This is a genomic window from Thiofilum flexile DSM 14609 (assembly GCF_000380185.1).
In the GTDB taxonomy this organism is placed as follows: domain Bacteria; phylum Pseudomonadota; class Gammaproteobacteria; order Thiotrichales; family Thiotrichaceae; genus Thiofilum; species Thiofilum flexile.
Genome location: NZ_KB904788.1, coordinates 1 through 12,949, shown reverse-complemented (window position 1 = coordinate 12,949; position 12,949 = coordinate 1). Strand labels below are relative to the sequence as shown.

Below are 12,949 nucleotides of genomic sequence, written 5' to 3'. Positions count from 1 at the left end.
GTCTAGATGTAGTCGACCCCAGCGCACCATTTCTACCCCATCATCTGCCCCTGCCAAGGTGGCCGCTAGACCCAGTAATAGGATCTCGGGCAGCGGATAGATCACTTTGGCGAGTTGGCGCGGATCGCGTAGGCTTGCCAGATGTTCCATCAGACGGCTTACGGCATTGGCAGGAGGTGGGCATTGGGTAGGGGGGATAGGAGGAGTGTTTGGCATCTTGACGGCTCTCGGAGTAAAAGCCTTACTTATCCTCTATTTATATAGCAGGGTTCAAGCGATTGCCCTGGCTGGTCATCTAGCTAACATGAGCTTCTAGCAGATAATGCTTTATTATCCATAATAATTTAGAGTAAATTTAGAGTACGAGGCGAGGGCTAGAATAGAGAAAGTCTCAGCGTCTAGGGACTTGATTCTAGTGAGGAATTATTATGAGTTTAGATACTGCATTGTTGGGACGTTGTGTGAGTGATCTGATGTCGGTTAACTCACTACAGCAACGCTTTGATGTTTATGTTAACTACGTACACGAATTGAATTTTGAAGGGGCATCTTATAGCCTGTATAGCCATCTACATCGTGAGTGTTTTGCTGATATTCCCCTGACTTTTATTCATTCCTCTGATTTTCCAGAGAGCTTTATTGAGCATTATACGGCTGAACGTTTTGATCAGCAGGATTTCACTATTCGCTACAATGTCAGTGGTCAGCGTGCTCCGATGGATTGGCATGAGTGTATTCGTGCTGGGCGTGTGACGGCTGAGGAAACTCATGTACTAGAGGTAGCCCGCTATGATTATGGTATGCGTAATGGGATTACTATACCAACTTTAAATTTACCCATTGGCATTGCGGGTGCGAGTATTATTAGTTCCGAGACGGATTCGCGCTTTCAAGCGTTAAAGGCTGAAAATCTGGAAACACTGACGCAACTAACTCGTGTCTTTCATGATATAGCCTATGCCAACTATCAATACAGAGATATTTTTGTGAGTCCTATTTTAACTGAATTTACCCCCAAAGAGTTGAAAGTATTGCGTTATATGGCAAGCGGCAAACCTATGAAGGCGATAGGCTCAGAGGGCATTAGTTTTAGTTATGCGATGAATTTATTGAGCGATATGCGTACTCGCTTAGGCGGGATTAATAATGATCGTTTAATGTATTTATTTGGCTTAACGCAGTTATTGAATAGTGATTGAGCAGCTAGAGCAACTCGATCAGTACAATATAATCGAGTTGCTTTAGGGGCGTGTGAGAAGTAAAAGCCCACATTAATACGGGATACTAAACACCTGCTGTCTGTAGCCACATCTCTAATAGTGCCATGTGCCATAGTTTACTGCCCTGAATACGGGTGAGGTAAGCTTCTGGTTTAGCAATGACTTTATCTATATAAGCGTAGTTATAGATACCCCGCTCTTTAGCTTTAGTGGAATATAAAACATCGCGCATCATCTCCAAAAACTCACCCCGCACGAATTTCAAAGCCGGCACAGGGAAATAGCCTTTAGGGCGATCAATAACACTATCGGGTACATGTCCACGGGCAATTTGTTTCAATACATATTTCCCCCCGTCGCGCAACTTGAGTTCAGGTGGCATTTGTGCTGCTAGTTCTACTAACTCCTGATCTAGAAAGGGTACACGCGCTTCTAAGCCCCAAGCCATCGTCATATTATCTACCCGTTTAACAGGATCATCGACAATAAACGTGGTCACATCCGCGCGTAATACCGCATCTAAATGTTCATCAGCATAGGGGGTTTCTAATAATTCGCGTACTAATTCACCTGTATAGTCATGGGTATGAAACGGTGACTGCAGCATTTCAGCCATTTCACTATGATCACGGTCAAAGTAATAGGGGGCAAAACGTTGTAAACGATCAGGATTTTGATCGTGATGCGTTTGCGGATACCAGAAATAACCGCCAAATACCTCATCGGCCCCTTGGCCCGATTGCACTACCTTAACATGCTTCGAGACTTGTTCGGATAAGAGATAAAAGCCGATAGCATCTTGCCCAAACATTGGCTCTGCCATATTAGCGACCGCTTCGGGTAAGCGTTTTAGGGTTTGCTCATTAGGGATATGGAATTTATGATGATTAGTTTTAAAACGCTCGACGACGGCATCGGAGTATTCATATTCGCTTCCTTTTTCTTCGGGCTGATCGTCAAAGCCAATGGTAAAGGTACGAATATCTTGAATACCAATCTCATCCAAGAGTGCCACTAAGAGGCTGGAATCTAAACCACCGGATAACAGCACGCCTACTGGAACATCTGCAATATTATTGCGTCGCCGTACCGCTACGCGTAATGCTTCATGAATCGCTTCAATCCATTCGGCTTCTGAGCGTGCTTCACTCGGACGTTTTGCTACTAGATTCCAATAACGTTTGAGTTCTTGGCGACCATCGGCGTGAATGGTGAGGCTATGAGCAGGTGGCATTTTACGCACACCTTTTAAAATAGTACGTGGCGCGGGTACGACAGCATGCAGGGAAAAGAGATTATGCAGTGCGAGGGGATCTAGCTGAGTATCAATATCCGGTGTGGCGAGTAATGCTTGAGTGTTAGATGCAAAGCGGAAAGTCTTAGCATCTTGTGCATAGTAGAGCGGTTTAATCCCCATACGGTCACGCGCTAAAAATAGCTTTTTCGCTTTCATGTCCCAAATGGCAAAGGCAAACATACCGATCAAATGCTTAGGTGCATCCTCGCCCCACTCGGCATAGGCTTTAATAATGGTTTCGGTATCACCATCGGAAAAGAAGTGATAACCCTTAGCTTGTAGCTCAGCGCGGAGTTCAGGGTAGTTATAAATCGTGCCATTAAAGACTAAGGCTAAGCCTAATTCAGCATCTACCATGGGCTGACTAGATTTATAAGAGAGATCAATAATGGAGAGGCGACGATGACCAAATGCTAAGGCACCATCCGAAAAGCTACCCGCATGATCGGGGCCACGCTTTTCGAGCTTTTCCATCATCGCATTGATATGTTTTAGGTCAGGTACTTGACCATCAAAGCGTAATTCGCCACTGATTCCGCACATAATTATTATTGCCAGTTAGTCATAAATGCCAGAGATTATGACGCGCTCTCTAGCTTACAATCAAATGGTGTATAGGGGAGGAGGGTTAAAGTGTGAGTAGACCTAATACTAAAATGCGTAGAGGAGTGCATCCTTATGAGAATTGATCAACGCCATCATGATATCCGTCCTGCCGATCGTACCGAAACCGTGATTGTTTATGCCTTGAGTTTCGTTTTTCTTGGTGGGTTAGCGGTTGAATTATTAAGTAACTATGAGCCGCGTAAATTAGCGGCGGTATTTTTTGTACTGTGGTGGATGCCCTTAGTACTCTGGCATGAGTTTGGGCATGCGCTCATGGCGCGTGTGCTGGGTTGGCGTGTCGGGCGTACCGTGATTGGGTTTGGTAAGGTGTTATATCAAGGACAATTATTTGGCGCACCGTTAGAGGTTAGGCGTGTACCCATTGAGGGTTTTGTGCAAATAGCGCCCTTGAGTACCACAGGAGCGCGTTGGAAACATGCGCTGATCTACTTTGCAGGCCCTGGGATTGAGTTATTGCTGTTTGCAGTGATTGTCTTGGCTTTGGGAGGGAGTGACTTTTTTGTGATTGAGGACGATTATTTTAAATTAGCCCTACAAGCCTTAGCTTATGCTGCATTAGTGGGGGCGATTATGAATCTGATTCCACTGGGTATTATCACTCATGAGGGCGAAACACCTAATGATGGTATGGGGATCATTAAAAGCTTATTGAGCAGTGATAAAGATTATCAGCAGTGGGTGGATCAGGCGCGTTTAGAGGATGATAAATCAGCATTTTAAGAGAGGAGTGCTAATTATCGACTAAACCAATACTTAAACACAGACTTATTGCACCTAGCGCATGAATTGCCTATCTTACAGGCTGCATTCATCTTAATGATTTGTTTTTAGTACTTGAAGGAGTATTTACGATGGCGTTTACCTTACCCGAATTGCCTTATGCTAAGGATGCACTAGCCCCTCATATGTCGGCTGAAACCTTAGAATATCATCATGATAAGCATCACAATGCCTATGTGACTAATCTCAATAACCTGATTCCCGGTACTCAGTTTGAAAAAATGACACTCGAAGAGATTGTTAAAGCAGCACCAGTCGGTGGTGTTTATAACAATGCGGCTCAAGTCTGGAACCATACTTTCTTTTGGAATTGCTTAAAACCCAATGGTGGTGGTGCGCCTACAGGTGCATTAGCGGATGCTATTAATAAAAAATGGGGTTCTTTTGACGAGTTCAAAAAGGCTTTCCAAACTTCAGCCGTAGGTAACTTTGGTTCAGGTTGGACGTGGTTAGTGAAAAAAGCTGACGGTTCGGTGGATATTGTGAATATGGGTGCAGCAGGTACTCCATTAACCACGGGCGATAAAGCCTTATTGACGATTGATGTATGGGAACATGCCTATTACATCGACTATCGTAACCTCCGCCCTAAATTCGTGGAAACCTTCTTAAACAGCCTAGCAAACTGGGATTTTGCTTCTGCTAACTATGCAGCCTAAGTGTTTATCGGTTGTTATATAACTAATAGTTAGTAGACTTAAAGCCAGAGCGATTACTTTGGCTTTTTTTTAAGCTAAACATCACTTTTTTAGTGCATAGTAGGGGGTTAGAGTCGCTAAATTTGTGCTTCTATCCTGCTAACCCCTTGACAAAGAACTATTTTGCTGATTGACATTCTTGTTTGATTTCAGTAGGATCGCTCCTTTACTGCAAGGCAGCCAGGCTTGGCTGCCTTTGCTGTTTCTGGAGGCCATACGGAGGTTTGCCGTGACAACTAATGCTTTAATGCCGACTTATGCTCGTTTACCCGTTACCTTTGTTAAAGGCGAGGGTGCTATCTTGTGGGATAATGAGGGGAAATCCTATTTAGATGCGCTTGCAGGTATTGCAGTGTGCAATATTGGGCATGCACGACGAGAAGTGGCAGAGGCAATTTGCGAGCAAGCCCATACCTTAGTGCATACCTCTAATCTCTACAATATTCCCAATCAAGCCGCATTAGGTGAAAAGCTATGTGCCCTATCGGGTATGGAGCAAGTCTTTATTGCTAACTCTGGTGCAGAAGCCAATGAAGCCGCGATTAAATTAGCGCGTTTCTATGGCAATCAAAAAGGTGTAGCACTACCAACGATTGTGGTGATGAGCAATGCCTTTCATGGTCGTACTCTAGCGACCGTAACCGCAACCGGAAACCCTAAAGCACAGGCGGGTTTTGCACCGTTAGTGCAGGGTTTTATACGGGTTGAATACGGTAATGCAGATGCTGTTGCTGCCCTTGATGATCCTAATATTGTGGCAGTACTGGTTGAGCCTATTCAAGGTGAGGGCGGTATTCGTATTCCTGATGCAGACTATTTACCTCGTCTACGAGCGTTATGTGATGAGCGTGGCTGGTTATTGATGTTGGATGAAATCCAAGCTGGTTTATGCCGCACGGGTAAATGGTTTGCTTTCCAGCATAGTGGTATTAAACCTGATGTGATGACCTTGGCTAAGGCTTTAGGTAATGGTATGCCTATAGGGGCGTGTTTAGTTGCGGGTAAAGCAACTGGACTGTTTGGCCCTGGTAATCATGGTTCTACCTTTGGCGGTAATCCACTAGCTTGTCGGGCTGCATTAACCGTTTTAGAGGTCATGGAGCGTGAGCAATTAGCAGAACGTGCCGTTGAAATGGGTGACTATTTACTAGCAGGCTTTAAAACCTCATTGGCTGAAGTGAAAGGTGTAAAAGCGATTCGTGGTAAAGGTTTAATGTTAGGCATTGAGTTAGAGCGTGAATGTGGTGAGTTAGTCAAACAAGCGCTAGCGCAAGGTTTATTGATTAACGTTACAGCGGGTAATGTCATCCGTCTGTTGCCACCTTTAGTGCTTTCTAAGGCACAAGCTGACCAAATAATAACAACCGTCACGGGATTGGTAACAGCGTTTAAATGACGCTTTACCCTTAAGCGATCTAAGCCCTAATGGGCTTAGGGGCTGGAGAGGAAGTACAAAATGGAATCTATAAGGCATTTTTTGTCACTTGATGATTTTTCTTTAGCTGAGCTAAATCATGTCATTGCCCATGCCATCGGGCTGAAAGCCTCCACTAAGCGCGGTCACTACGCAACGCCCTTAAAACATAAAACCCTTGCGATGATTTTCGAGAAAGCCTCCACGCGGACACGTGTATCATTTGAGGCAGGTATGACGCAATTAGGTGGTCATGCCATGTTTTTAGCCCCACAAGATACGCAGTTAGGGCGGGGTGAGCCAATAGAGGATTCTGCGCGGGTGATCTCACGCATGGTCGATGTGGTTATGATTCGTACTTTTGAGCAGGCTAAAGTGGAATTATTTGCCGCCCATTCACGCGTCCCTGTGATTAATGCTCTCACCGACGATTATCATCCTTGTCAGCTATTGGCGGACTTAATGACGTGGCGTGAGCAACGCGGCAGCCCGCAAGGTAAAACAGCGGCATGGATTGGGGATGGTAATAATATGTGCCATTCTTGGATGGATGCAGCGCGTATTTTTGATTTTCATTTGAATATTTCCTGCCCACAAGGTTATATGCCTAGAGCGGATATTATTGCGCGTAATCAAGCATTTGTAACTGTTTGCAGTTCACCGGCTGAGGCTATTAAAGACGTCGATGTGGTAGTGACAGATACTTGGGCTAGCATGGGGCAAGAGCATGAAAAGAAAGCACGTGAAGTTGCTTTTGCAGATTATCAAATCACAGACGAGTTAATGGCTCTAGCACATCAAGATGCGATCTTTATGCACTGTTTACCAGCCTATCGGGGTTATGAAGTTGCAGCCTCAGTGATTGATGGCCCACAAAGTGTGGTATGGGATGAGGCTGAAAATCGCTTGCATGCCCAAAAAGCTCTATTAGAAGTATTAGTCTGTGGTTTTCCTGCTGTGTTGAGTGCGCCTTAATGTTGCGTGTGGCTTCTTTTAATGCCAATGGTATTCGCTCGGCGGCTAGCAAAGGTTTTTTTAGCTGGATTCAAGCAGCCGATCTGGATGTGGTGTGTATTCAAGAAACCAAAGCGCAAACCCATCAGTTAGTATCTGATCCGCTGTTTTATCCTGAAGGCTATCATTGCTATTACCATGATGCTGAAAAAAAAGGCTATAGTGGAGTGGCGATTTATAGTCGTAAAGAGCCTGATGCAATAATCACGGGCATGGATAATCCTATATTTGATCGTGAAGGACGTTATATCGAGGCGCAGTTTGGCGATCTGAGTATTGTGTCCTTATATTTACCATCTGGCTCTTCCGGTGAGGAGCGCCAAGCGTTTAAATATCAATGTATGGATTACTTTACTCAGTGTTTAGTCAGCATGGGGCAAAGTGGCAGGCGTTATATTCTATGTGGCGATTGGAATATTGCTCATAAGCCTATCGATTTAAAAAATTGGAAGGCTAATCAAAAAACCACGGGATTTTTACCCGAAGAGCGGGCTTGGTTAGATAAAATCTTTGATGAGTTAGGGTTTGTCGATGCTTTTCGCTTAGTCAATCAAGAAGCGAATCAATATACCTGGTGGTCGTATCGGGCTAATGCGTGGGCTAACGATGTAGGTTGGCGCATTGACTATCAGATTATATCCAAGGCGCTAAGTGATCAGGTCAATGATGCTTATATTTATAAAGCTGAGCGCTTCTCCGATCATGCTCCACTGGTAATTAGTTATGCTTAGCTGAGTTAACCAGTGATAGAGTTATAGATATTAGATGAGCGGCTAAGCATTAAAATAATCGAGGCTCATGCAGTATCAGAGGTAGGCTAATATAAGGGGGCTATATGGCTGAGGTTGCAATACAACGGATAGATTGGACGTCAATATTACGTCTAGTGGCAGTACTTTTTCTAGGATTTACCTCTGGCTTACCTTTAGCGTTGACCGGACAAGCGATGCAGGCTTGGCTCACAGTAGATGGTATTGATCTTGCCACAATAGGCTTTTTAGGCTTAGTAGGTGTCCCTTATTCGTTTAAGTTTCTGTGGGCACCGCTCATGGATCGCTTCGAGCCGCCTTTATTAGGTCGTCGTAAGGGATGGTTGGTGATTACTCAGTTACTCTTAGCGGCGGCCTTGTTTTCTATTGCTTATTTAAGCCCTAAAGAGAATTTAACCTTATTTGCTATAGCAGCCCTCACCATTGCCTTTTTGTCAGCCTCGCAAGATGTTGTGATTGACGCGTATCGTACCGATGTTTTAAAGCCAAATGAGCGTGGTATGGGCGGATCTTTAGCCGTATTTGGTTATCGCTTAGCGATGATTTTATCCGGGGGGGTTGCGCTGATTTGGGCACAAACCTACGGCTGGCCTCAAGTGTATACCACTATGTCTATGATTATGGCAGGTGCTGCTGTTCTATCCTTCTTATTATTGCCTAGTCTGTCCTCTGAGTTTAAGCCTTTAGCGTCCTCGCCTAAGCAGGAGTTAAAGGGCTTTCTGGCTATGCTAGTCGGATTTGTGAGTGGCTGGTATGTCACGCATTATGTGCTCATCGTTCTGGGTCTAGATCCTAACTCTGCTAATAAGTGGCTGCAATTATTATTTATCCTCGCACAACTCGCGGTGGCGTTGCCATTGGGGTATTACTTGGCTCGCCGCGTGGGGTTTGAAACCCTGAATCGCTCGCTAGATAGCTATTTTGCTCAGTCGAGTGCGGTGGCATTTTTAATCTTGATTGTACTTTATAAGCTCGGTGATGCCTTTGCAGGAAGTCTGACCACTCCCTTTTTGATTAAAGGCATGGGGTTCACTCAGGCTGAAGTGGGGATTGTTAATAAGATTATTGGGATGTGGCTAACCATTTTTGGCGCATTATTAGCCGGTGCCTTATTATTACGCATCTCTTTATTTAAGGCACTGTTCATTTTTGGCATTTTACAGTTAGTGTCTAACTTAGGGTTTTGGGTTTTAGCGGTATTGGGCAAGGGGGCTTGGGGAAGTTTCACCTTACCCGCTTTCGACTGGATCATTATTACTGTTAAAGAAAGTAGCCAGATCGATTTTTTACTCATGATGGTGATTGCACTGGAGAATATTTCCGGGGGAATGGGGACGGCTGCCTTCACTGTACTACTGATGAGCCTGTGTAATCAGCGCTTCACCGCGACCCATTATGCATTACTGTCCGCATTTGCCGCACTAGGGCGTATTTATGTGAGTCCGGTAGCGGGGGTGCTCTCTGAAAGTATTGGATGGCCCGCCTTCTTTGTTTTTTCTACACTGATGGCTGTGCCGGGTATTTTAGCAGTTGTCTGGTTGCGATCTTCGATTAATGGCTTGAAACAATCCTAAGTCAGCATCTGGGTGTATAGCACATGAATTGGTCAAATATTAATCAGTTGATAGATAATTAACTTATGTATATAGTGCTTTGTCTAGTAGTTAAGCGATTGGAAGTTCAAATTATCGGATAAGTTGTTATTTATTACTTTTTACAAGTTAGTTAATCATTTTATTTTATAAATAGTTTTGATAAACTTATAAGGTCAGACGAACAAATCTAAAACTCTTCATTGGGGGTAATAATGAAAATTAACAAGTTCCTGAGCGCTGTAAGTATGGGTACTTTATTAAGCATCCTGTCAACGACTGCGATGGCTGAGCAAGTATTAGAATACAGTATTAAGATGGCTGACGATAATGAAACCTATCAGGTAGTGATGCGCCCTAGCACTACGCCTACACCTGATATTAGTTTAACCGGCCAAGTCACCATACGTGTACCTCATGCAGCCCAATTCCAAGTGATGGGCAATGTTGTTAGCACAGTAGAAGGCTCTGATTGGATCGAGGCATCACGTGTCGATGCTCCTGTTGAAAATGCTAACTACGATTATATTTCATTCTCGTTTGTAGGCTTACGTGCTAACAGTGCTCACAACTATCAATGGAAAGAAGGCGAAGAAAAGCTTATTTTCTCCTTTAAATCCAGTAAAGGTTGTATTGATGGTATTGAGTTAATGCCATTGGATGATCCATTCAATGTCACCAATAACTCAGTAAATACTAACCCTGGTAATCAGTTCACCAATCTAGGTTGGGGGGGAGTAGGCGAGAATAATTATAAAGGTAATTATGGTTCAGCGATTGCTTGTACCAAGTAACCAAGTCTCAGCAAGATAAGGTTGGTCCTCATCTCCAATCTTATCTGACTTGCGAATAATCATAAAAAATACGAGAGAGTCTTTAAAGAATGCAACCAACAAAATTACGCCATTACTTAGGTTTGAGTGCGTCCGCCGCTTTGCTATTAGGCAATAGTGCGTGGGCTGCTCAGACCATCGAATATGATATTCGTTGGAGTACAGCTGATAGTCGTTACCATGTGTACATGCGTCCTAATGCAACGCCTGCGCCAGACTTAAGCTTAACTTCTCAGGTCACTATTAAAGTTCCGCATGCTACAGGAACTAGTCGCTTTGTGGTGACAGGGGTTACGAGTACTAACGCCAATATTATTTGGTCTGCCAACTCACGTTCTGACGCGCCAACGGAAGACACGGCCTACGACTATATTTCTTTCACTATGACCCCGCTGTCACCTACAGCTTTTGCGTGGCAAGCGAACCAAGAGCAAGAGGTGTTTAATTTCGGCAATACCGCAACCTGTTTGCCAGGTGGTGTGATGTTAATGGAGAATTCTGATCCATTTAACGTGCCGAATAACTCTACAGGAACCAACCCTGGTAACCAATTTACCAACTTAGGCTGGGGTACTTCTGGTGATAATAACTACTTAGGTAACTATGGTAACAACCTAGCAGACTGTACCGATAGCCTAGACGATGATAAAGACGGTTTAACCAACGCCCAAGAAAAAGCGATTGGAACTGATCCTAACAATCCAGATACCGATGGTGATGGTATTCCTGACGGTACTGAGGTAGGTCCTAATCCTGCTACACCGGTAGATACAGATGGTGATGGTACTATCGATGCGTTAGATACCGATGATGATAATGACGGTGTGCCGACTGCTAATGAAAATTATAATGGTGGTACTCCGCTAGATGATGATACTGATGGCGATGGTATTCCAGACTATTTAGATACCGATGATGATAATGACGGTATTCTCACTAAAGATGAGAATTATAATGGTGGTACACCAGCCGATGATGATACGGATGGTGATGGTAAGCCAGACTATTTAGATACCGATGATGACAATGATGGTGTTCTGACTAAAGACGAAACCAAACTCGGTATGAATCCGCTGAACCCAGATTCTGATGGTGATGGTGTTCCAGACGGTACTGAAATTGGTTCTGTAGCTGCACCTCAAGATACGGATGGCGATGGTACTATTGATCCATTAGATACCGATGACGATAACGACGGTACGCTCACCAAAGACGAGAATTATAATGGTGGTACGCCCGTTGATGATGATACCGATGGTGATGGTAAACCTAACTATTTAGATACCGATGATGATGGTGACGGTCTCTTATCAAAAGATGAGACAACTATTATTGGTTCTGACCCCTTAAATCCAGATACCGATGGGGATAGTGTTCCTGACGGTGTAGAGGTTGGTTCAGATATCAATAACCCAACTGATACCGATGGCGATGGTACGAAAAACGTTCTCGATACCGATGATGATAATGATGGTGTTTTAACTAAGTACGAGAATTACAATAATGGTACATCTGCAGATGATGATACCGATAAAGATGGTATTCCCGACTACTTAGATACCGATGATGATGGTGATGGTATCCTGACTACTGCAGAGCAACCCGATCCTAATGCGGATGGTAGCCCAGCCGATGCAGTTGATACTGATAAAGATGGTACAGCAGATTACTTAGATACCGATTCTGATAATGATGGTGTACCGGATGCCGTTGAAAAAGCGATCGGTTCAGACCCCTTAAATCCAGATAGCGACGGTGATGGTGTTCCTGATGGTGTGGAAGCGGGTGCTAATCCATCTACTCCAACGGATACTGATGGCGATGGTACTCCAGACATCTTAGATACCGATGATGATGGTGACGGTATTCTGACTAAGGATGAGAACTACAATGGTGGTACTCCAGTCGATGATGATACCGATGGTGATGGTATTCCTAACTATCTCGATACCGATGATGATGGTGATGGTGTTCCAACTAAAGACGAAACCACTATTGGTTCTAACCCATTAAATCCAGATACCGATGGTGATGGTGTGCCTGATGGTGTTGAGGTAGGCGCTAATCCAGCCGCCCCAATTGATACCGATAAAGATGGTATGCCAGACGTCTTAGACACCGACGATGATAATGACGGTATTTTAACTAAGTACGAAAATTATAATGGTGGTACGCCAGAGGATGATGATACCGATGGTGATGGTATCCCTGACTACTTAGATACTGATGATGATGGTGATGGTACACCGACTGCATTAGAACAACCTGACCCTAATAAAGACGGTAATCCTGATGATGCGGTTGATACCAATGGTGATGGTATTCCCGATTACTTAGTTGCTGACGCAGATGGTGATGGTATTCCGGATGCCGTTGAAAAAGCGATAGGTTCAGACCCCTTAAATCCAGATACCGACGGTGATGGTGTACCTGATGGTGTGGAAGCGGGTGCTAATCCATCTACTCCAACCGATACGGATGGTGATGGTACACCAGACATCTTAGATACCGATGATGATGGTGACGGTATTCTAACCAAGGACGAGAACTACAATGGTGGTACTCCAGCCGATGATGATACTGATAAAGATGGCATTCCTAACTATCTTGATCCCGATGATGATCAAGACGGTGTACTGACTAAAGATGAAACGGCTATTGGTTCTAATCCATTAAATCCAGATACGGATGGTGATGGTGTGCC

Annotated in this window: 11 protein-coding genes; 9 read left to right on the top strand and 2 right to left on the bottom strand. The window is 44.2% G+C overall.

Annotated elements, in window-relative coordinates:
• Positions 1-216 (bottom strand): transposase family protein (locus A3IK_RS19535; protein WP_020560587.1); only part of this gene is annotated, 216 nt, incomplete at its 3' end.
• A gap of 212 nt (positions 217-428) precedes the next feature.
• Here A3IK_RS19535 and A3IK_RS0113875 point away from each other — a divergent pair.
• Complete coding sequence (locus A3IK_RS0113875; RefSeq protein WP_020560586.1) at positions 429-1,199, top strand: autoinducer binding domain-containing protein; 771 nt, start codon at positions 429-431, stop codon at positions 1,197-1,199.
• An 85-nt stretch (positions 1,200-1,284) separates the two neighbouring features.
• Here the strand turns inward: A3IK_RS0113875 and A3IK_RS0113870 are convergent, their stop codons facing one another.
• The gene (locus A3IK_RS0113870) at positions 1,285-3,060 is read right to left on the bottom strand and encodes an N-acetylglutaminylglutamine amidotransferase (RefSeq protein ID WP_020560585.1); all 1,776 of its coding nucleotides are present in this window, start codon (positions 3,058-3,060) and stop codon (positions 1,285-1,287) included.
• 135 nt (positions 3,061-3,195) lie between these two features.
• Between A3IK_RS0113870 and A3IK_RS0113865 the strand changes: the two genes are divergently transcribed.
• From A3IK_RS0113865 to A3IK_RS19530, 8 genes are all read left to right on the top strand, one after another.
• A complete protein-coding gene (locus tag A3IK_RS0113865) occupies positions 3,196-3,864 on the top strand; it encodes a site-2 protease family protein (RefSeq protein ID WP_020560584.1) in 669 nt (222 codons plus the stop codon).
• A 131-nt stretch (positions 3,865-3,995) separates the two neighbouring features.
• On the top strand, positions 3,996-4,583 hold the full coding sequence (locus tag A3IK_RS0113860) for a superoxide dismutase (protein WP_020560583.1): 588 nt from the start codon (positions 3,996-3,998) through the stop codon (positions 4,581-4,583).
• A 268-nt stretch (positions 4,584-4,851) separates the two neighbouring features.
• Positions 4,852-6,018 (top strand): aspartate aminotransferase family protein, encoded by a 1,167-nt coding sequence (locus tag A3IK_RS0113855; protein WP_020560582.1) that lies wholly within the window; start codon positions 4,852-4,854, stop codon positions 6,016-6,018.
• Positions 6,019-6,078: 60 nt separating this feature from the next.
• Positions 6,079-7,011: an ornithine carbamoyltransferase gene (gene argF, locus A3IK_RS0113850; RefSeq protein ID WP_020560581.1), complete on the top strand. Its 933-nt coding sequence runs from the start codon at positions 6,079-6,081 to the stop codon at positions 7,009-7,011.
• A gap of 2 nt (positions 7,012-7,013) precedes the next feature.
• Positions 7,014-7,781 (top strand): exodeoxyribonuclease III, encoded by a 768-nt coding sequence (locus A3IK_RS0113845; RefSeq protein ID WP_026220979.1) that lies wholly within the window; start codon positions 7,014-7,016, stop codon positions 7,779-7,781.
• 104 nt (positions 7,782-7,885) lie between these two features.
• Positions 7,886-9,394, top strand: coding sequence for an AmpG family muropeptide MFS transporter (locus tag A3IK_RS0113840; RefSeq protein WP_020560579.1), 1,509 nt, complete (start codon positions 7,886-7,888; stop codon positions 9,392-9,394).
• Positions 9,395-9,627: 233 nt separating this feature from the next.
• Positions 9,628-10,206, top strand: a complete 579-nt coding sequence (locus A3IK_RS0113835) for a hypothetical protein (RefSeq protein WP_020560578.1) — start codon at positions 9,628-9,630, stop codon at positions 10,204-10,206.
• A gap of 89 nt (positions 10,207-10,295) precedes the next feature.
• A partial coding sequence (locus A3IK_RS19530) for a hypothetical protein (RefSeq protein WP_020560577.1) occupies positions 10,296-12,949 on the top strand: 2,654 nt, incomplete at its 3' end.

Coding starts and splice junctions, on each gene's coding strand:
- A3IK_RS0113875 (WP_020560586.1), top strand. CDS start 429: ATGAGTTTAGATACTGCATTGTTGGGACGTTGTGTGAGTGATCTGATG.
- A3IK_RS0113860 (WP_020560583.1), top strand. CDS start 3,996: ATGGCGTTTACCTTACCCGAATTGCCTTATGCTAAGGATGCACTAGCC.
- A3IK_RS0113865 (WP_020560584.1), top strand. CDS start 3,196: ATGAGAATTGATCAACGCCATCATGATATCCGTCCTGCCGATCGTACC.
- A3IK_RS0113840 (WP_020560579.1), top strand. CDS start 7,886: ATGGCTGAGGTTGCAATACAACGGATAGATTGGACGTCAATATTACGT.
- argF (WP_020560581.1), top strand. CDS start 6,079: ATGGAATCTATAAGGCATTTTTTGTCACTTGATGATTTTTCTTTAGCT.
- A3IK_RS0113835 (WP_020560578.1), top strand. CDS start 9,628: ATGAAAATTAACAAGTTCCTGAGCGCTGTAAGTATGGGTACTTTATTA.
- A3IK_RS0113870 (WP_020560585.1), bottom strand. CDS start 3,060: ATGTGCGGAATCAGTGGCGAATTACGCTTTGATGGTCAAGTACCTGAC.